The following is an 18141-nucleotide window of genomic DNA, read 5'->3' on the forward strand; positions in this document are numbered from 1 at the left end:
CGGCGCCGGCGTCGCTCTCACCACAGGTAACTGCCTTGTTGAATTCCCTGCTCGATTTTCTTTCCCACGGGCTCCTGCGTTTTTCGTGGTGGCAGGTCGCGTTGTTCGCGCTCGCCGTCACGCACGTCACGATCATCGGCGTGACGGTCTACCTGCATCGCTGCCAGGCGCACCGCGCGCTGGAGCTGCATCCGATCGCGAGCCACTTCTTCCGCTTCTGGCTGTGGATGACCACCGGCATGCTGACCGGCCAGTGGGCCGCGATTCACCGCAAGCACCACGCGAAGTGCGAGACCGAGGAAGATCCGCACAGCCCGCAGACGCGCGGCATCTGGAAGGTGTTCCTCGAGGGCGCCGAGCTGTATCGCGCGGAAGCGAAGAACGAAGAGACGATGCGCAAGTTCAGCCACGGCACGCCGAACGACTGGCTCGAGCGCAATCTCTACTCGAAGTACCCGATTCTCGGCATCAGCATGATGATGGTGATCGACGTCGCGCTGTTCGGCGTGCTCGGCCTGACCGTGTGGGCCGTGCAGATGGTCTGGATTCCGTTCTGGGCGGCGGGCGTGGTCAACGGCTTCGGTCACTTCTGGGGCTATCGCAACTTCAACTCGGCCGATGCGAGCACGAACCTGTTCCCGTGGGGCATCGTGATCGGCGGCGAAGAGCTGCACAACAACCACCACACGTTCGCGACGTCGGCGAAGCTGTCGAACAAGTGGTACGAGTTCGACATCGGCTGGATGTACATCCGGATCATGTCGGCATTCGGCCTCGCGAAGGTGAAGAAGGTCGCACCGACGCCGCGCCTGAACAAGCCGAAAACTGTGCTCGACCAGGAAACGCTGCAGGCCGTGTTGTCGAACCGCTACGAAGTGATGGCGCGCTACGGCAAGGCCGTCAAGCGTGCATACCGCCAGGAGCTCGCCCACCTGAAGGAGCTCGGTTCGAGCGAGAAGTACCAGCTGATGCGCAGCGCGCGCAAGTGGTTCCACAAGGACGCCGACGGCCTCGACGAGCCGCAGAAGAAGCTGCTGCCGGAAATCTTCGCGAACAGCCAGAAGCTGCAGACGTACTTCCAGCTGCGCCAGGATCTGGCCGCGATCTGGGATCGCTCGACCGCATCGCGCGAACAACTGCTCGCGCAATTGCAGGATTGGTGCCATCGCGCGGAACAAAGCGGCATCAAGGCGCTGCAGGAATTCGCGACACGTCTGCGTCGCTACGCCTGATTCGAAATCGATTAGAATCTAAGGACGTCACAAACCCCGCGTTGGCGGGGTTTTTTCATTTGGGCCGCCGGTTTTTGATGGCCGAGCGGCAGGGTGGATTGGTATGAGGCTTGGGGTAGTGGGTTCGATGCCCCGGGCGTGCGCAGAGGATGGGATTGGAGCAAGCGCTAAAGCGCCAACTCTGGTCGACCGCGAAGCATGGGACCAGAGCAAGTGCTGAAGCACTAACTCTGGTCGACCGCGAAGCATGGGACCAGAGTAAGTGCTGAAGCACTAACTCTGGTCGACCGCGAAGCATGGGACCAGAGTAAGTGCTAAAGCACTAACTCTGGTCGACAGGAGATATGGAGATGCAATCGACGATCAAACCCGTCGAGTACGACCGGCCCGTCGCAGCAGGGACGGTGTGCGGCGTGGGACAAGCATGGGCCAAGGTGCCCGCCGCGCCGTCCCCCGAGGAACGCGCTGCATTGAAGGCGCGCATCAAGGCGCTGCTCGCACGGGAAAAGGCCGTGCTCGTCGCCCACTACTACGTGGATGCCGAACTGCAGGAACTGGCCGATGAAACAGGCGGCTGCGTCGCCGATTCGCTCGAAATGGCCCGCTTCGGCCGTGACCACGACGCGCAGACGCTCGTCGTCGCCGGCGTGCGCTTCATGGGCGAAACCGCGAAGATCCTGAGCCCCGGCAAACGCGTACTGATGCCCGACCTCGATGCGACCTGCTCGCTCGATCTCGGCTGCCCGGCCGACGAATTCTCCGCGTTCTGCGATGCGCATCCCGATCGCACAGTCGTCGTCTACGCGAACACCAGCGCCGCCGTGAAGGCGCGCGCGGACTGGATGGTCACGTCGTCGATCGGCCTTGAGATCGTCGCCGACCTGCACGCCCGCGGCGAGAAGATCATCTGGGCACCCGATCGCCATCTCGGCAGCTACATTCAGAAGAAAACCGGCGCGGACATGCTGCTGTGGCAGGGTTCGTGCCTCGTCCACGACGAATTCAAGGGCATCGAGCTCGACCTGCTGCGCGCCGAATATCCGGACGCCAAGGTGCTCGTACACCCCGAGTCGCCGGAAAACGTCGTCGCGCAGGCGGACGTCGTCGGCTCGACGACGCAACTGATCGACGCAGCCGTGAAGCTCGACGCGACGCATTTCATCGTCGCGACCGATCTCGGCATCCTTCACAAGATGCAGCTCGCGGCGCCCGGCAAGACCTTCATCGCCGCGCCGACGGCCGGCAACAGCGCGACCTGCAAGAGCTGCGCGCATTGTCCGTGGATGGCAATGAACGGCCTCGCGAACCTCGCCGACGTGCTCGAGCGCGGTCACAACGAGATCTTCGTCGATCCCGCGATCGGCGTGCGTGCGCGTCTGCCGATCGACCGGATGCTCGATTTCGCAGCGGCGCACAAGAAGCGCGTGCAGGCGAGCGGCGACCTGCAGCGCGACCAGCAACTGTTCGCGAACGTGGGGGCTGCGTAATGACCGGCCCCCGCGCTCACGTTCGTTCGCTGTCGACCGAAGTTGGCGCTTCGGCGCTCACGCTGGTCCCATCCACGGCTCCTTCCGAGGGGAAGGCCGCGTTGCTTGAGGGTGGCGCGCCGGAAGGCGCCGTGACGACCGCGGTGTCCCCGCTGTTCGAGGCCGTCCGCGCACAATACGGTGCGGCATTCGACGAAGCGATCGCGCGCAACGTCGTCGATGCGATTGCCGAAGACGTCGGCACGGGCGACCAGACCGGGCGGCTCGTGCCGGCCGGCGAGCGGCGCCGTGCGCGCATCATCGTGCGCGAGGAAGCGGTGCTGTGCGGCGTGCCATGGTTCGAGGCCGTCATCGCGCGGATCGATCCGTCGATCGTCGTGCAGTGGCGCTATCGCGAAGGCGACCGGATGACGCCGGATTCGACCGTCTGCGAACTCGAAGGGCCGGCGCGCGCACTGTTGACGGCCGAGCGCAACGGGCTGAATTTCCTGCAACTGCTGTCGGGCGTCGCGAGCGCGACGCGTCGTTATGTCGATCGCGTCGAAGGCACGCGTGCGAAGATCCTCGATACGCGCAAGACGCTGCCGGGCCTGCGGCTCGCGCAGAAGTACGCGGTGCGGGTCGGCGGCGGCGAGAACCAGCGTCTCGCGCTGTACGACGGCATCCTGATCAAGGAAAACCACATCGCGGCAGCCGGCGGCGTCGGCGAAGCCCTCGATGCGGCGTTCGCGCTGGATTCGGGCGTGCCGGTGCAGGTCGAAGTCGAGACGCTCGCGCAGCTCGACACGGCGCTCGCGCATGGCGCGCAATCGGTGCTGCTCGACAACTTTACGCTCGACATGATGCGCGAAGCGGTGCGCGTCGCGGCCGGCAAGGCCGTGCTCGAAGTATCGGGCGGCGTCAATTTCGATACGGTGCGCACGTTCGCGGAAACGGGCGTCGACCGCATCTCGATCGGCGCGCTGACGAAGGACGTGCGCGCGACCGACTATTCGATGCGGATCGTCGACTGACTTCGCGGCATGTCGTCTGACGAAAAAAGCCGTTGGCGTGCAAGCGCCAACGGCTTTTTTCTGTATGGCGCCTGCCCCGGCAAGGGCGTACCGGTCAGCGGCGCGAGCGTGGCGTGAGCACGCTCGGCAGCGCCTTCGGCAGCGTGTGCGGCCAGTCGCGGCTGTAGTGCAGCCCGCGGCTTTCGCGGCGCGAGTAGGCGCTCTTCACGATCAGCGTCGCGACGTCGACGAGATTGCGCAGTTCGAGCAGGTCGCGCGTCACGCGGAAATTCGCGTAGTACTCGTGGATCTCGTCGCGCAACAGCGACAGGCGGTGCTTCGCGCGTTCGAGACGCTTGTCGGTACGCACGATGCCGACGTAGTTCCACATCAGCCGGCGCAGCTCGTCCCAGTTGTGCGCAACGACGACTTCCTCGTCCGCATCCGACACGCGGCTTTCGTCCCATGCGGGCAGCGTGGCCGGCGTTTCGGCGTCGAAGCCGGCCGCCTCGATCGCCTCGGCCGCCGCGCGCCCGATCACGAGGCATTCGAGCAGCGAGTTGCTCGCGAGCCGGTTCGCGCCGTGCAGCCCCGTGTATGACGTTTCGCCGACCGCATACAGGCCCGCGAGATCGGTGCGCCCCGCGAGGTCGGTGACGACGCCGCCGCACGTGTAATGCGCGGCCGGCACGACCGGAATCGGCTGCCTGGCGATGTCGATGCCGAATTCGAGGCAGCGCGCGTGGATCGTCGGGAAGTGTTCGCGCAGGAACGCTTCCGGCTGATGGCTGATGTCGAGATACACGCAGTCGATCCCGCGCTTCTTGATCTCGAAGTCGATTGCGCGCGCGACGATGTCGCGCGGCGCGAGTTCCGCGCGCGGATCGTGCGCGGGCATGAAGCGCGTGCCGTCCGGCAGCTTCAGCAAGCCGCCTTCGCCGCGCACGGCTTCCGAGATCAGGAACGATTTCGCATACGGATGGAACAGGCAGGTCGGGTGGAACTGGATGAATTCCATGTTCGACACGCGGCAGCCCGCGCGCCACGCCATCGCGATGCCGTCGCCGGTCGCGGTGTCGGGGTTCGTCGTGTACAGGTAGACCTTGCCGGCGCCGCCGGTCGCGAGCACCGTGTGCGGCGCCTCGATCGTGATCGTGCGATCGTTGTCGACGTCGAGCGCATACAGCCCGTGACAGCGGCGGCCGGGCAGGCCGAGCCGGTCGGACGTGATCAGGTCGATCGCATGGTGGTTTTCGAAGAACGTGATGTTCGGATGCTGGCGCGCGCGGTCGGACAGCGTCGCGAGCACCGCATGGCCGGTCGCGTCGGCCGCATGGATGATCCGGCGGTGGCTGTGGCCGCCTTCGCGCGTCAGATGGAAGCCGAGTTCGGCCGCATCATCCTTCGTGAACGGCACGCCTTGCGAGATCAGCCATTCGATCGCTTCGCGGCCGTGCTCGACGATGTAGCGCGTCGCGCCTTCGTCGCACAGCCCGCCGCCGGCGACCAGCGTGTCGTCGACGTGGTTCTGGATGCTGTCCGCCGAGTCGAGGACAGCCGCGATGCCGCCTTGCGCGTTATCGCTCGCCCCCTCCATCATCGAACGTTTCGCGATCAGCGCGACACGTCGCGTGCTGGCCAGGTTGAGTGCGACCGACAGCCCTGCCAGGCCGCTGCCGACGATCGCCACGTCGAATTTCATGCTGCATCTCCATCGTTACGCTTTAGCTCTTGTGCGTTCCGTCGGCCGTGGCCGCGGAAAGGGGAGAGCATACCGCGTCGGGCCCGCTCGCGTGTGCGCAAAACAAAAAGCCCCGCATGTGCGGGGCTTTTTGGTCGCCGTCAGGCTACAGAAACCGGAGATTACTTGATCTTGGTTTCTTTGTATTCCACATGCTTGCGGACGACGGGATCGAACTTCTTGATCGCCATCTTTTCCGGCATGTTGCGCTTGTTCTTCGTGGTCGTGTAGAAGTGACCCGTGCCAGCGGTCGACTCGAGCTTGATCTTGTCGCGTGCGCCTTTTGCCATGATTGTGCTCCTTGGGCTTAGGCTTCGCCGCGTGCGCGCAGGTCAGCGAGCACGGAATCGATGCCGTTCTTGTCGATCAGGCGCAGGCCGGCGTTCGAGACGCGCAGGCGCACCCAGCGGTTTTCGCTCTCCACCCAGAACCGGCGGTTTTGCAGGTTCGGAAGGAAGCGACGCTTGGTCTTGTTGTTGGCGTGGGAAACGTTGTTGCCGCTCATCGGCGCTTTCCCAGTTACTTGGCATACGCGTGCCATGAGAGCACTCCTAATACGCTAAATTCGGGGTTCGATCGCCGATGAAGGTTCCATCGTACCGCCACGTGATCCATGGCCGCACTCAGAACGCCGAAGCCCTTACAGACAAGGCCCTTCGATGGCTAGAACTGGTTGGAAAAAAGACAGACGATGATTCTAGCAGAAAAAGTTCAGAAAAATCAAACCCAATTTCGCTTCATCGTTGCGGCGCCCCAGGGCGGGTCGCCGGGCCACAGTCTACAGCCAACCGGCGCGCGCGAACGAAAATGTATCGGCGGTGCCGACGACCACGTGATCGAGCAGCTTCGCGTCGATAAGCGCGAGCGCTTCGTGAAGCACGCGCGTCAGGCGCCGGTCTTCGGCGCTCGGCTGCACCGCGCCGGACGGGTGGTTGTGCGCGATGATGAGCGCCGCGGCATTCAGCACGAGCGCGCGCCGCACGATCTCGCGCGGATAGACGGCCATTCGCGTGAGCGAGCCGCGGGCGCTTTCTTCCACGTCGATGAGGCCGTGACGGGCGTCCAGGTACAGCGTGACGAACACCTCGTGCGGACGCGTGCCGATCCTGAGGCGCAGATAGTCCTCGACCGCGCCCGGCGAGTCGATCTGCAGCCGCTCGCGCGCTTTTTCGACCAGCGCGCGCCGCACGATCTCGGTCACGGCGATCAGCACCGCCGAGCGCGCCGTGCCGATGCCCGGGTGCGTGGCGAACACATCCGGCTCCGCATCGAGCATGTCGCGCAGCGAGTCGCCGAACCGGGCGAGCAGCGCGCGGGCGCTGGCGAATACATCGCGGCCGCCGCCGCCGGTGCCGAGCAGCAGCGCGATCAGCTCCGCGTCGGTCAGCGCGGCCGGCCCGCGTTCCAGCAACCGCTCGCGCGGCAGATGCGGCTTCCAGTTTCGCGGGCGGCGCTTGCGCGGCGGGGCCGCGCCGGTGTGGCAGGCCGGAGCGGCCGGCGCATCGGCGGTGTCGCGACATTCGGTCGCCGGGGCGGCGAGACAGGGTGACAACATGATCGAAACTCCATTGGCGGCGGGCGTAGATGCGACGTCGTCGCACTTTCAGCCTTGCGCGCTCAGGTGACTTACAATATTGGCTTTGCGCCGGGCCTTTCGGCCAGTTCGGGCGCCGACGAACACGAGTCATTCATGAGCCTCATCGATCTATCCGAAGTGAAGCCCGGTTCCCATGTCACGCTGCATTACCGGCTTGCACTGGCCGACGGCGCCGACATCGTCAACACCTTCTCCGACAAGCCCGCCACGCTGCTGCTCGGCGCGGGGCAACTGGCGCCCTCGCTGGAACAGATTCTGCTCGGGCTCAGGGTCGGCGACCATTCGACTTTTCAGCTAACGCCCGAGCAGGCGTTCGGTCCCCGCAATCCCGACATGCTCCAGCGCGTGACGCTGTCGACGCTGCGCGAGAACGGGATGGTCGGCGACGATTTCACGCCGGGCGAGCTGATCGAGTTCAACGCACCGGACGGCGGCCGCTATGCAGGGGTGCTGAAGGAAGTCAGCGAAACTTCGGCGCTGTTCGACTTCAATCATCCGCTCGCGGGCCAGGCGCTCACGTTCGAAGTGAAAATCATCGGAATCCTGTAATCATGAGTACCACCGATACGCTGTCCGGGCAGACCGTCGCCGCCGATGCCGAAATCCTGCTGGCCCAGCCGCGCGGCTTCTGCGCGGGGGTCGACCGCGCCATCGAGATCGTCGAGCGCGCGATCGCGATGCACGGTGCGCCCATCTACGTCCGTCACGAGATCGTCCACAACAAGTACGTGGTCGAGGATCTGAAGAAGAAGGGCGCGATCTTCGTCGAGGAACTCGAGGAAGTGCCGGCCGGCAACACCGTGATCTTCAGCGCGCATGGCGTGTCGAAAGCCGTGCGCGACGAGGCGGACGTGCGCGGGCTGCGCATTTACGACGCAACCTGCCCGCTCGTCACGAAGGTGCACGTCGAAGTGGCGAAGATGCGCCAGGACGGCGTCGACATCGTGATGATCGGCCACAAGGGCCATCCGGAAGTCGAGGGCACGATGGGGCAGGTCGAGCGCGGCATGCATCTCGTCGAAAGCGTCGAGGACGTCCAGAAGCTCAAGCTTGCCGATCCCGAGCGCATCGCGCTCGTCACGCAGACGACGCTGTCCGTCGACGACGCGGCCGAGATCATCGGCGCGCTGAAGTCGAAGTACCCGAAAATCCGCGAGCCGAAGAAGCAGGACATCTGCTACGCGACGCAGAATCGCCAGGACGCGGTGAAGTTCATGGCGCCGCAGTGCGACGTCGTGATCGTCGTCGGCAGCCCGAACAGCTCGAATTCGAGCCGCCTGCGCGAAGTGGCCGAGAAGCGCGGCGTGGCCGCGTACATGGTCGACGCACCCGACCAGATCGATCCCGCGTGGGTCGCAGGCAAGCGCCGCATCGGCGTGACGGCCGGCGCATCGGCGCCCGAAGTGCTCGCCCAGGCCGTGATCGCGCGGCTGCGCGAGCTCGGCGTGCGCAACGTCCGCGCGCTCGACGGCATCGAGGAAAACGTGTCGTTTCCGCTGCCGCGCGGCCTGAATCTGCCGCCCGCCGTCTGATTGCCGCATCGCACCCGCGGTACTCCAAAAGCGCGCCTCCAGGCGCGCTTTTTTTTCGTCGTGAAAAACGACATCGCAACCATTATTCACATCAATAGTGCAACCCGGTTGCTATCCCCGTGCTCAACCGTGTCTCAAAATTGGTTGCAATGCAGGAAAACCCCATCGAATCAGGAATATTGGCGTCCTGTAAATGGAGTTACAATGCGCCCGTTTTCAGGCCGGAATGGCTTTGAAATCGGGTTTTGGGAAGGCGCGGGAGACCTATTCGATGCATGTGAGGTTGGCTTACGCCAGGTTCGTCGCCGCACCGGTTGCAATGCTTGCCGGTCGCAGCAAAAAGAGCGACGACGGGGCGGGTGGTGAGGCTGCGGCATACGCAGACCCGGCGAGCAGCGACGTGCACGCTGCCGGAATCGGTCGTGCGACGCCGGCGGCGTGCCGCATTGCGCAATCGGACGGTGACAAGGATAACGGGGCACGTTTGGCGATCGAGGAATTCAACGCCCAGGGCCCGGGGATCGGCATGCATTCAGCACGGCGGGCAGCACTCGCCGGCAGCGCTGCGGCCAACCGGGCGACGGGCACGTGGTTCGCCCGACAACGAGCCGCCGATGGTGATGCGGCAGGAGCAGGGCGCGTCATACGACGGACGCCCGGGTTTCGGGGCAACACAGGCAGCGTGCAGATGTCAGTGATCCCCTTTCATTTCGATTCGACGAAACGGCATGTCGCCGCGATCCGCGGCGCGGCGGGCGGCCTGCTTCGTTTCACGAATTCCGATGCAGTCCTGATGAAAGTCGGACGCCACCTTCGCGATGCCCGTTCGGGCGCCGCGCGGGCGGCAGCGGCCGGCCGGCTTGCCGAACAGGCGACGGCGTCCGCCATCGGAGCGCAAATCCTTGGCGACAATGGCATGTGCGCCGTCAAGGTGGTCGAGCACGCGGGCGACGCGGCGCTGGACCTGATCTGCCCGGACGCGGGGTTCGCCCCGGCCCGGACGGAAAAAGGCGTGGACTTCGGGAAACCGGAGGCCGGCCGTTTTGGCACGCTGCCCTACGACTTCAAGGAGGCCAAGTACACCGTCCTCGATGTCGTGACGATTTAGCGACAGGACTCTTGATGGCACCGGAACAGTGCGGTGCCGTTTTTGTATCCGCTCCGGCGGCAGGTCCGGCCGTACAGGCCGGGCGGCGCGCGCCGGGACGATCCACCCTTACCGGTATCGACTAGTACCCGCAGTGTCGCCGAGAAGGCGCGATTCCTCGCTTACCCGCGGGGCGCAACGTCCTCCGGCAGCATGGGCCAAGGAGCTTTAAATGGATATTTTCGTCCAGCAGGTTCTCAACGGGCTGGTGCTCGGCAGTGTGTACGCCATCATCGCGTTGGGCTACACGATGGTGTACGGCATTCTCGGCATCATCAACTTCGCGCACGGCGACGTGCTGATGATCGGCGCGATGGTTGCGCTGTCGGCCATCACCGTGCTGCAGAACCACTTCCCCGGACTCGGCAACGTCGCGACGCTGACGATCGGCCTCGGCATTGCGGCGGTCGTGTGTGCGTTCGTCGGTTTCGCGATCGAGCGCGTCGCGTACCGGCCGCTGCGCCGCGCGCCGCGCCTCGCCCCGCTGATCACCGCGATCGGCGTGTCGATCCTGCTGCAGACGGCCGCGATGATCATCTGGTCGCGCAACCCGCTGCCGTTCCCGCAATTGCTGCCGACCGATCCGATCAACGTGATCAAGGCGACCGACACGACGCCCGGCGCCGTGATCTCGGTCACTGAAATCGTGATCATCGCGGTGGCGTTCATCGTGATGGGCGGCCTCCTGCTGCTCGTGCACAAGACCAAGCTCGGCCGCGCGATGCGCGCGATCGCCGAAAGCCCGAATACGGCCAGCCTGATGGGCGTGAACCCGAACTTCGTGATTTCCGCGACGTTCATGATCGGCTCCGCGCTCGCCGCGCTGGCCGGCGTGATGATCGCGTCCGAATACGGCAACGTGCACTTCTACATGGGCTTCATCCCCGGCATGAAGGCGTTCACGGCGGCGGTGCTCGGCGGTATCGGCAACCTTGGCGGCGCGATGGTGGGCGGTGTGCTGCTCGGCCTGATCGAGCAGCTCGGTGCCGGCTACATCGGCAACCTCACGGGCGGCGTGTTCGGCAGTAACTACCAGGACGTGTTCGCCTTCATCGTGCTGATCATCGTGCTGGTGTTCCGTCCGTCGGGCCTGCTGGGCGAACGTGTCGCGGATCGCGCGTAACGGAAGGGAGCAAACAACATGACATCCATTCAACCGATCGAATCCTCGACGTCGCTCGTCGAAGAGCGCAACATCACCAAGACCGTCATCATCGGCATCCTGACCGCGGCCTTCGTGATCGCGGCGCCGATCATCATCGGCTCGGCCGGCGGCAACTACTGGGTCCGCGTGCTCGACTTCGCGATGCTGTACGTGATGCTCGCGCTGGGCCTGAACGTGGTGGTCGGCTTCGCCGGCCTGCTGGACCTGGGCTACATCGCGTTCTACGCGGTGGGCGCGTACACGGCGGCGCTCTTGAGCTCGCCGCACCTCACCTCGCAGTTCGAGTGGATAGCGGCGCTCGCGCCGAACGGGCTGCACATCCCGTTCCTGCTCATCGTGCCGGTCGCGATGGCGCTGGCGGCCACCTTCGGGATCCTGCTCGGTGCGCCGACGCTGCGCCTGCGCGGCGACTACCTGGCGATCGTGACGCTCGGCTTCGGTGAAATCGTCCGAATCTTCATGAACAACCTCGACCGTCCGGTGAACATCACCAACGGCCCGAAGGGGATCACGGGCATCGATCCGGTGCACGTCGGCGGCTTCAACCTGTCGCAGACGCACACGCTGTTCGGCTTCCAGCTGCCGTCGGTGTACATGTACTACTACCTGTTCGTGCTGTGCTCGCTGCTGGTGATCTGGGTCTGTACGCGCCTGCAGCACTCGCGTATCGGCCGCGCATGGGCGGCAATCCGCGAAGACGAGATCGCGGCGAAGGCGATGGGCATCAACACGCGTAACGTGAAGCTGCTCGCATTCGCGATGGGCGCATCGTTCGGCGGCCTGTCGGGCGCGATGTTCGGTTCGTTCCAGGGCTTCGTGTCGCCGGAATCGTTCACGTTCTGGGAATCGATCGTCGTGCTCGCCTGCGTGGTGCTCGGCGGCATGGGCCACATCCCGGGCGTGATCCTGGGCGCGGTGCTGCTCGCGATCTTCCCGGAATTCCTGCGCTCGACGATGAGCCCGCTGCAGCATGCGCTGTTCGGTCATGACATCGTCGATACGGAAGTGATCCGTCAGGCGCTGTACGGCCTCGCGATGGTGATCATCATGCTGTACCGCTCGGAAGGCCTGTGGCCCGCGCCGAAGCATGAGGACAAGATCGCGAAACTGGCGAAGCGCGCCAGCAAGAAGCCGGTGCGCGCTTAATCGACGGACACAGGGGATACACACATGAGCGACAAGCAAATCCGACTGTCCGTGCAGGGCGTGAACAAACGCTTCGGCGGGCTGCAGGCACTGTCCGACGTCGGCCTGGAGATCAAGGAAGGCGAGATCTACGGGCTGATCGGCCCGAACGGCGCCGGCAAGACGACCTTCTTCAACGTGATCACGGGCCTCTACACGCCGGACTCCGGCGAGTTCAAGCTGGATGGCACGGAATACAAGCCGACCGCGGTACACCAGGTCGCGAAGACGGGCATCGCGCGCACGTTCCAGAACATCCGCCTGTTCGGCGGGATGACCGCACTCGAGAACGTGATGGTGGGCCGCCACGTGCGCACCAAGCACGGGCTGCTGGGCGCGGTGTTCCAGACGCCGGCCGAGCGCAAGGAAGAGCGCGAGATCAAGGAGCGTGCGATCGAGCTGCTCGAATACGTCGGCGTGCTGCAGTACGCGGACTACACGTCGCGCAACCTGTCGTACGGCCACCAGCGCCGTCTCGAGATCGCGCGGGCCCTTGCCACCGACCCGAAGCTGCTCGCGCTCGACGAGCCGGCGGCCGGGATGAACGCGACCGAGAAGGTCGAACTCACGCGCCTGCTCGACAAGATCCGCTCCGACGGCCGCACGATCCTGTTGATCGAGCACGACGTGAAGCTCGTGATGGGGCTGTGCAACCGGATGACGGTGCTCGATTACGGCAAGGTGATCGCCGAGGGTCTGCCGCAGGACGTGCAGAAGAATCCGAAGGTGATTGAGGCATATCTCGGCGCAGGGGTGCACTGATGGCAGCGGCAATGTTGAAAATCAAGGGCTTGCAGGTCAACTACGGCGGCATCCAGGCCGTCAAGGGCGTTGACATGGAAGTCCGTCAGGGCGAGCTCGTGACGCTGATCGGCGCGAACGGCGCAGGCAAGACCACGACGATGAAGGCGATCACCGGTCTGAAGCCGTATTCGGCGGGCGACATCGAGTACGACGGCAAGTCGATCAAGGGCGTGCCGTCGCACGAGCTGCTCAAGCGCGGCCTCGCGATGGTGCCGGAAGGCCGCGGGATCTTCGCGCGGATGTCGATCATCGAGAACATGCAGATGGGCGCGTACCTGCGCAACGACAACGAGCAGATCAAGAAGGACGTCGACCGGATGTTCGGCTTCTTTCCGCGCCTGAAGGAGCGTGCGACGCAGCTGGCCGGCACGCTGTCGGGCGGCGAGCAGCAGATGCTGGCGATGTCGCGCGCGATTCTGTCCAAGCCGAAGCTGCTGCTGCTCGACGAGCCGTCGATGGGCCTGTCGCCGATCATGGTCGAGAAGATCTTCGAAGTGGTGCGCGAGATCTCGAAGGAGGGCATCACGGTGCTGCTGGTCGAGCAGAACGCGCGTCTCGCGCTGCAGGCGGCCGACCGCGGCTACGTGATGGACTCGGGCACGGTCACGATGGAAGGCGATGCGAAGCAGATGCTCGACGATCCGAAGGTCCGGGCCGCGTATCTGGGTGAATGAGCGGGCCCCGGGGCGGCGCGGCGGCGGATGCCGGCGTGTCGCGCCAGGGCTTTCGAAAGGCTGTCACGGGGTCCCGTGACAGCCTTTTTTCGTGTGGCGCGCCCGACGGCGAATTCTGCGCGCGGAGCCGATTCCGTCACTGCTGCGGCTCGTCGACGGCGTGCAGTCGCAGCGGCTTGACGTCGTCGTGTTGTCGTGTTCGGCGCGCTCGGCAATCCGCTGCCGGACGCGGGGCCGATCACGCGCTGAGGCGGGCGGCCGCCGGCGTCGTCAGGCGGCCGGCAGCGTCTTGCCGAACGAGATGCGTTCCTCGACGCGATAGCCGAGCGCCGCATAGAAGCGGCACGCATCGTCGTTGCCGGGCAGCACCTGCAGATTGATCTTCAGGCAGCCGCGCGCGGCGAGCGCGCGTTCCGCATGCGCGATCAGCGCGCGGCCGATGCCGAGTCGCCGCGCGTCGTTCGATACACCGAACGAGTAGAGCCAGCCGCGATGTCCGTCGAAACCCGCCATCAGTGTGCCGACGACGCGTGCGCCGCAGGTCGCGACGAAGAACAGCTCCGGCTGCGTCGCGAGCTTCAGCTCGATCGATCGCAGCGGATCGCGGTGCGGCGGCGCGCCGGCTTCGTCGTACTGCGGGAATGCGTCGCGCCAGACTGCAAGCACGGCATCGGTGTCGGCGCGTTCGAACGGGCGGATGGCGACAGCATCGGCGGCGACATCCATCGCGGCGGTCTCCTTAGAGCGTGTCGAGGATCGACCGCAGCATCGCCATCATCTGGTCGATTTCCCCGGTCGTCACGGTCAGCGCGGGCATGAAGCGCAGCAGGTTCGGGCGCGCCGCGTTCAGCAGCAGGCCGTCGGGCTGCATGTCGCGCGCCTTCTCGACGATCTGCGGGCCGATGTCCTTGCCGAGCAGCAGCGCGCGCAGCAGGCCTTCGCCGCGTTCGCCCTCGAAGCCGCGCTCCTCCGACAGTTCGAGCAGCTTGCGCTTCAGGTATTCGCCGCGCGCCCGCACGCCTTCGAGGAAGCCGGGTGCGACGAGTTGCGAGATCACCGAATAGCCGGCCGCCGTCATCAGCGGGTTGCCGTTGTACGTGCCGCCCTGGTCGCCGGCCTCGAATACCGCGACGTCGGCCTTCGACAGCAGCGCCGCGAGCGGCACGCCGCTGCCGATGCCCTTGCCGAGCGTCATGATGTCCGGCTCGATGTCGGACAGCTCGTATGCGAACAGCGTGCCCGCGCGGCCGCAGCCGCTCTGCACTTCGTCGACGATCAGCAGCAGGTTGTGCTGCTTCGTCAGCGCGCGCAGCTCGCGCATGAACTCGGGCCTCGCCGGAATCACGCCGCCTTCGCCCTGGATCGGCTCGAGCATCACCGCGACGGTCTTGTCGGTGATCAGCTTCTCGACCGAGTTGATGTTGTTCAGTTCCGCCTTCGGGAAGCCCGGCACCTGCGGTGCGTAGATCGTGTCCCAGCCCGGCTTGCCGCTGGCCGACATCGTCGCGAGCGTGCGGCCGTGGAAGCTGTGGTCGAACGTGATGATCTCGTACGCGCCGTTCCTGAACTTGCGGCCCCACTTGCGGGCGAGCTTGATCGCGCCTTCGTTGGCCTCGGCGCCGCTGTTCGTGAAGAACACCTTGTCGAATACGCTGTGCTGCGTGAGTAGCCCCGCGAGCTTCGCCATCGGCTCGTTGTAGAACGCCGGCGACGGGTTCAGCAGCTTTTCCGCCTGGCTCTTCAGCGCGTCGACCACCCCATCGTTGCAGTGCCCGAGGCTGTTGACGGCCCAACCCTGAATGAAGTCCAGATAGCGCTTGCCCGTGTGATCGTAGAGCCACGAACCCTTGCCGTGCGTAAACACGATGTCGGGGCGGTTCGTGATGTACATCAGCGAGTCGATCGGGTAATCGTTCAGGGGCATGGCAGCAGACTCCAGCGGGCGTTGAAAGGGAAACGGGCAATAAAAAAGCCACGGAAGGCCGTGGCTGGTGGATCGAACAGCTTGTGCGTAACCGGTGAAGCGGAGGAGGGTTACGCGCGAGTCCGTGACGAGCCGGCGGCATCCGGGCGGAGCGGCGAGCGGCGACGTCGGAGAGCGGACAGGAAGCGGTTCATGTGCGCAAGCATAAGGCATCCCGCGCCCCACTGTAAACCGCCGCGATGCCACGGATGTGACACGGCGAAGTGCAGCGCAGGCGCGGGCGCGCCCGGTGCTCAGACCGGATGCGCGAGATCGGCGGCGCTCGTGAACGAGTCCGCGTAGAACTCGTCGGCCGGCAGCGCGTGGTGTTGCGTGAAATCGCGCTGCGCGGATTCGACCATCACCGGCGCGCCGCATGCGTACACCTGATGGCCTGACAGATCCGGCAGATCCTCGATCACCGCGCGGTGGACGAAGCCGGTGCGGCCGGTCCACTGGTCGGCGTCGTCCGGCTCGGACAGCACCGGCACGTACTTGAAGTTCGGGATCTCGCGCGCCCATTGCTCGGCGAGTTCGCCGAGGTAGATGTCCTTCTTGCGGCGAGCGCCCCAGTAGAGCGTCATCGGGCGCGTGATGCCCGTGTGCTTCACGTGCTCGATGATCGCCTTGATCGGCGCGAAGCCGGTGCCCGACGCGAGCAGCACGATCGGCTTGTCGGAATCCTCGCGCAGGAAGAACGTGCCGAGCGGGCCTTCGAAACGCAGGATGTCGCGCTCCTTCATTGCGCCGAACACGTGATCGGTGAACTTCCCGCCCGGCATGTGGCGGATGTGCAGCTCGACCGGGCCTTCCTCGTGCGGCGCGTTCGCCATCGAGTAGCTGCGGCGCGAGCCGTCCTTCAGGATGAACTCGACGTACTGGCCCGCGAGGTATTGCAGGCGTTCGTTGGCGGGCAGCTGCAGCTTCACGACCATCACGTCGTCGGCACGACGCTCGAGCGCGGCGATCCGGCACGGCAGCTTCTTCACCTGCACGCCGTCGACGCCGGCGATTTCACGCACGTCGATCTCGAGGTCGCATTGCGCCTTCGAGCAGCACAGCAGCGCGAGGCCGCGCGTGCGCTCGTCGTTGGACAGCGCGGACGCGGCGTGCGGGCCCTGTTCGATCTGGCCCGACACGATCTGGCCCTTGCAGGAGCCGCACGCGCCGTTCTTGCACCCGTACGGCAGATGGACGTTCTGGCGCAGCGCCGCCGCCAGCACGGTTTCGTCCGACTCGACCTGGAACTGCCGGCCGCTTTGCTTGAGAGTAACGTTGAATGCCATAGAACCAAATAGAACAAAATGGGGGAACCGTGCATGTCGCGCACGGCAGCTACAATGCAAACCCGTTGCGCGCCGCGCAACGGTGGCTACTGATTTCGCAACCAACATGATCGCGACTCGAATCCTGCGCCGCCCGCGCGCACTGATCGTCGGCTGCGGCGACGTCGGCCTGCGCTGCGTCGCGCAATGGCGCGCCGCGCGCCGCGACTTGCGCATCGTCGCGCTGACGAGCCATCCGGGCCGCTGCGACGAATTGCGCGCGGCAGGCGCGACGCCGATCGTCGGCAACCTCGATCGCCGCGCGACGCTCGGACGGATCGCCGGGCTCGCCCGCACGATCCTGCATCTCGCGCCGCCGCAATCCGACGGCAGCGACGATCGCCGCACCCGTGCGCTGATCGCCGCATTGTCCGTGCCTGCGCGGCGACCGGCCGCACCGTCGGTGTCCCCGGTTGGCCGGCTTCGCACGCTGCGCGCGGCGACCCGACAGGCCGGCGCGCCCGGTCGGGCAGCGCGTATTGTACCCGACACCCTTCGCGCGCCGACGCTCGTCTACGCCAGCACGACGGGCGTCTACGGCGATTGCGGCGGGGCGCGAATCGACGAAACGCGGCCGCTGCGCCCGGCGAATCCGCGCGCGTTCCGGCGCGTGTCGGCCGAGCGTCAGTTGCGGGCGGCGACGGTGCGCGGCGCACTGTCGGCACGCATCGTGCGCATTCCCGGCATCTACGCGGCGAACCGGCTGCCGCTCGCGCGGCTCGAGCGCGGCACGCCGGCGCTCGACGCGGCCGACGACGTCTACACGAATCACATCCACGCGGACGATCTCGCGACGATCCTGCGCCGCGCGGCCGTGCGCGGCAAGCCGGCGCGCGCCGTGCACGCGTCGGACGACAGCGAACTGCGGATGGGAGAGTATTTCGACCGGGTCGCGCGGGTGTTCGGCCTGCCGCCGCCGCCGCGCATCAGCCGCGCGAACGCCGAGCATCAGCTCGAGCCGACGCTGCTGTCGTTCATGCGCGAGTCGCGGCGCCTGTCCAATGCCCGGCTCAAGACCGAATTGTGCGTGACGTTGCGCTACCCGACCGTAGACGAATTCCTTCAAACGCTCGCGCCGCGCGACGCGTCAGGTCAGCGCCGGTAACGCCTCGATCAGCAGGAAGCACAGCAATGCGCCGATCAGCGCGCCGATCAGGTTCGGATGATATTTGTGCTTCATGTGCATCATGGCCAGCAGTGCGCCGATCACGATGACGCCCACGACCGCGAACGCGATCATCACGTACGACAGTTCCAACGAATGATTGATGTTCATGATGTCTCCCCCTGCATCGCT

At 65.6% G+C, this 18141-nt stretch carries 19 protein-coding genes; 11 read left to right on the forward strand and 8 right to left on the reverse strand.

Annotation, left to right across the window (positions count from 1 at the left end; all coding sequences use genetic code 11):
* The first annotated feature begins 35 nt into the window (after positions 1-35).
* The 3 genes from SB786_RS23700 (at position 36) to nadC (ending at position 3732) form a co-directional block, all read left to right on the forward strand.
* Positions 36-1232, forward strand: a complete 1197-nt coding sequence (locus SB786_RS23700) for an acyl-CoA desaturase (RefSeq protein ID WP_006760011.1) — start codon at positions 36-38, stop codon at positions 1230-1232.
* A gap of 350 nt (positions 1233-1582) precedes the next feature.
* The gene (gene nadA, locus SB786_RS23705; RefSeq protein ID WP_410729614.1) at positions 1583-2719 is read left to right on the forward strand and encodes a quinolinate synthase NadA; all 1137 of its coding nucleotides are present in this window, start codon (positions 1583-1585) and stop codon (positions 2717-2719) included.
* Positions 2720-2850: 131 nt separating this feature from the next.
* The gene (gene nadC, locus SB786_RS23710; protein WP_043173024.1) at positions 2851-3732 is read left to right on the forward strand and encodes a carboxylating nicotinate-nucleotide diphosphorylase; all 882 of its coding nucleotides are present in this window, start codon (positions 2851-2853) and stop codon (positions 3730-3732) included.
* Between the two features lie 94 nt (positions 3733-3826).
* Here nadC and nadB read toward each other — a convergent pair whose 3' ends face one another.
* The 4 genes from nadB to radC form a co-directional block, all read right to left on the reverse strand.
* The gene (gene nadB, locus SB786_RS23715) at positions 3827-5413 is read right to left on the reverse strand and encodes an L-aspartate oxidase (RefSeq protein ID WP_006750054.1); all 1587 of its coding nucleotides are present in this window, start codon (positions 5411-5413) and stop codon (positions 3827-3829) included.
* A 161-nt stretch (positions 5414-5574) separates the two neighbouring features.
* Positions 5575-5742, reverse strand: coding sequence for a 50S ribosomal protein L33 (gene rpmG, locus SB786_RS23720; protein ID WP_006478046.1), 168 nt, complete (start codon positions 5740-5742; stop codon positions 5575-5577).
* 17 nt (positions 5743-5759) lie between these two features.
* Complete coding sequence (gene rpmB, locus SB786_RS23725; protein ID WP_004186391.1) at positions 5760-5993, reverse strand: 50S ribosomal protein L28; 234 nt, start codon at positions 5991-5993, stop codon at positions 5760-5762.
* A 237-nt stretch (positions 5994-6230) separates the two neighbouring features.
* Positions 6231-7007: a RadC family protein gene (radC, locus tag SB786_RS23730; protein WP_410729615.1), complete on the reverse strand. Its 777-nt coding sequence runs from the start codon at positions 7005-7007 to the stop codon at positions 6231-6233.
* A 135-nt stretch (positions 7008-7142) separates the two neighbouring features.
* On the opposite strand from radC, the gene SB786_RS23735 reads away from it, so the two are divergent.
* The 7 genes from SB786_RS23735 (at position 7143) to SB786_RS23765 (ending at position 13556) form a co-directional block, all read left to right on the forward strand.
* On the forward strand, positions 7143-7598 hold the full coding sequence (locus tag SB786_RS23735) for a peptidylprolyl isomerase (protein WP_166722885.1): 456 nt from the start codon (positions 7143-7145) through the stop codon (positions 7596-7598).
* A 2-nt stretch (positions 7599-7600) separates the two neighbouring features.
* Entirely contained in the window at positions 7601-8581 is a 981-nt protein-coding gene (ispH, locus tag SB786_RS23740) for a 4-hydroxy-3-methylbut-2-enyl diphosphate reductase (protein WP_175794851.1), read from the forward strand.
* Positions 8582-8852: 271 nt separating this feature from the next.
* Entirely contained in the window at positions 8853-9689 is an 837-nt protein-coding gene (locus tag SB786_RS23745) for a branched-chain amino acid ABC transporter (RefSeq protein WP_410729661.1), read from the forward strand.
* A 211-nt stretch (positions 9690-9900) separates the two neighbouring features.
* Positions 9901-10851 (forward strand): branched-chain amino acid ABC transporter permease, encoded by a 951-nt coding sequence (locus SB786_RS23750; RefSeq protein WP_006757318.1) that lies wholly within the window; start codon positions 9901-9903, stop codon positions 10849-10851.
* A gap of 18 nt (positions 10852-10869) precedes the next feature.
* Positions 10870-12039 carry an ABC transporter permease subunit gene (locus tag SB786_RS23755; protein ID WP_410729616.1) on the forward strand — a complete coding sequence of 390 codons (1170 nt, stop codon included), beginning with the start codon at positions 10870-10872 and terminating at the stop codon, positions 12037-12039.
* 24 nt (positions 12040-12063) lie between these two features.
* A complete protein-coding gene (locus SB786_RS23760; RefSeq protein WP_006750047.1) occupies positions 12064-12840 on the forward strand; it encodes an ABC transporter ATP-binding protein in 777 nt (258 codons plus the stop codon).
* The gene (locus SB786_RS23765; RefSeq protein WP_006750046.1) at positions 12840-13556 is read left to right on the forward strand and encodes an ABC transporter ATP-binding protein; all 717 of its coding nucleotides are present in this window, start codon (positions 12840-12842) and stop codon (positions 13554-13556) included. The genes SB786_RS23760 and SB786_RS23765 overlap by 1 nt, the downstream gene beginning before the upstream one ends.
* Positions 13557-13826: 270 nt before the next feature.
* Here SB786_RS23765 and SB786_RS23770 read toward each other — a convergent pair whose 3' ends face one another.
* The 3 genes from SB786_RS23770 to SB786_RS23780 form a co-directional block, all read right to left on the reverse strand.
* Positions 13827-14282, reverse strand: coding sequence for a GNAT family acetyltransferase (locus SB786_RS23770; RefSeq protein WP_410729617.1), 456 nt, complete (start codon positions 14280-14282; stop codon positions 13827-13829).
* A gap of 13 nt (positions 14283-14295) precedes the next feature.
* The gene (locus SB786_RS23775) at positions 14296-15480 is read right to left on the reverse strand and encodes an acetylornithine transaminase (RefSeq protein WP_410729618.1); all 1185 of its coding nucleotides are present in this window, start codon (positions 15478-15480) and stop codon (positions 14296-14298) included.
* A gap of 293 nt (positions 15481-15773) precedes the next feature.
* Entirely contained in the window at positions 15774-16805 is a 1032-nt protein-coding gene (locus SB786_RS23780; protein ID WP_006757313.1) for a CDP-6-deoxy-delta-3,4-glucoseen reductase, read from the reverse strand.
* A 106-nt stretch (positions 16806-16911) separates the two neighbouring features.
* Here SB786_RS23780 and SB786_RS23785 point away from each other — a divergent pair, with 106 nt between their 5' ends.
* On the forward strand, positions 16912-17949 hold the full coding sequence (locus tag SB786_RS23785; protein WP_410729662.1) for an NAD-dependent epimerase/dehydratase family protein: 1038 nt from the start codon (positions 16912-16914) through the stop codon (positions 17947-17949).
* On the opposite strand, the gene SB786_RS23790 is transcribed toward SB786_RS23785, so the two are convergent.
* A complete protein-coding gene (locus SB786_RS23790) occupies positions 17932-18120 on the reverse strand; it encodes a hypothetical protein (protein WP_410729619.1) in 189 nt (62 codons plus the stop codon). The two genes, SB786_RS23785 and SB786_RS23790, sit on opposite strands and share 18 nt — an antisense overlap.
* Positions 18121-18141: the final 21 nt, after the last annotated feature.

The organism is Burkholderia sp. SIMBA_062, from assembly GCF_046534765.1.
GTDB lineage: Bacteria > Pseudomonadota > Gammaproteobacteria > Burkholderiales > Burkholderiaceae > Burkholderia > Burkholderia ambifaria.

What these genes read in the sequence shown, in the direction of transcription:
- SB786_RS23785 (WP_410729662.1), top strand. Translation starts at nt 16,912, where the DNA reads ATGATCGCGACTCGAATCCTGCGCCGCCCGCGCGCACTGATCGTCGGC.
- SB786_RS23760 (WP_006750047.1), top strand. Translation starts at nt 12,064, where the DNA reads ATGAGCGACAAGCAAATCCGACTGTCCGTGCAGGGCGTGAACAAACGC.
- rpmB (WP_004186391.1), bottom strand. Translation starts at nt 5,993, where the DNA reads ATGGCACGCGTATGCCAAGTAACTGGGAAAGCGCCGATGAGCGGCAAC.
- nadB (WP_006750054.1), bottom strand. Translation starts at nt 5,413, where the DNA reads ATGAAATTCGACGTGGCGATCGTCGGCAGCGGCCTGGCAGGGCTGTCG.
- SB786_RS23745 (WP_410729661.1), top strand. Translation starts at nt 8,853, where the DNA reads ATGCATGTGAGGTTGGCTTACGCCAGGTTCGTCGCCGCACCGGTTGCA.
- SB786_RS23735 (WP_166722885.1), top strand. Translation starts at nt 7,143, where the DNA reads ATGAGCCTCATCGATCTATCCGAAGTGAAGCCCGGTTCCCATGTCACG.
- nadA (WP_410729614.1), top strand. Translation starts at nt 1,583, where the DNA reads ATGCAATCGACGATCAAACCCGTCGAGTACGACCGGCCCGTCGCAGCA.
- ispH (WP_175794851.1), top strand. Translation starts at nt 7,601, where the DNA reads ATGAGTACCACCGATACGCTGTCCGGGCAGACCGTCGCCGCCGATGCC.
- SB786_RS23780 (WP_006757313.1), bottom strand. Translation starts at nt 16,805, where the DNA reads ATGGCATTCAACGTTACTCTCAAGCAAAGCGGCCGGCAGTTCCAGGTC.
- SB786_RS23790 (WP_410729619.1), bottom strand. Translation starts at nt 18,120, where the DNA reads ATGAACATCAATCATTCGTTGGAACTGTCGTACGTGATGATCGCGTTC.
- SB786_RS23755 (WP_410729616.1), top strand. Translation starts at nt 10,870, where the DNA reads ATGACATCCATTCAACCGATCGAATCCTCGACGTCGCTCGTCGAAGAG.
- radC (WP_410729615.1), bottom strand. Translation starts at nt 7,007, where the DNA reads ATGTTGTCACCCTGTCTCGCCGCCCCGGCGACCGAATGTCGCGACACC.
- SB786_RS23765 (WP_006750046.1), top strand. Translation starts at nt 12,840, where the DNA reads ATGGCAGCGGCAATGTTGAAAATCAAGGGCTTGCAGGTCAACTACGGC.
- SB786_RS23775 (WP_410729618.1), bottom strand. Translation starts at nt 15,480, where the DNA reads ATGCCCCTGAACGATTACCCGATCGACTCGCTGATGTACATCACGAAC.
- rpmG (WP_006478046.1), bottom strand. Translation starts at nt 5,742, where the DNA reads ATGGCAAAAGGCGCACGCGACAAGATCAAGCTCGAGTCGACCGCTGGC.
- SB786_RS23750 (WP_006757318.1), top strand. Translation starts at nt 9,901, where the DNA reads ATGGATATTTTCGTCCAGCAGGTTCTCAACGGGCTGGTGCTCGGCAGT.
- SB786_RS23770 (WP_410729617.1), bottom strand. Translation starts at nt 14,282, where the DNA reads ATGGATGTCGCCGCCGATGCTGTCGCCATCCGCCCGTTCGAACGCGCC.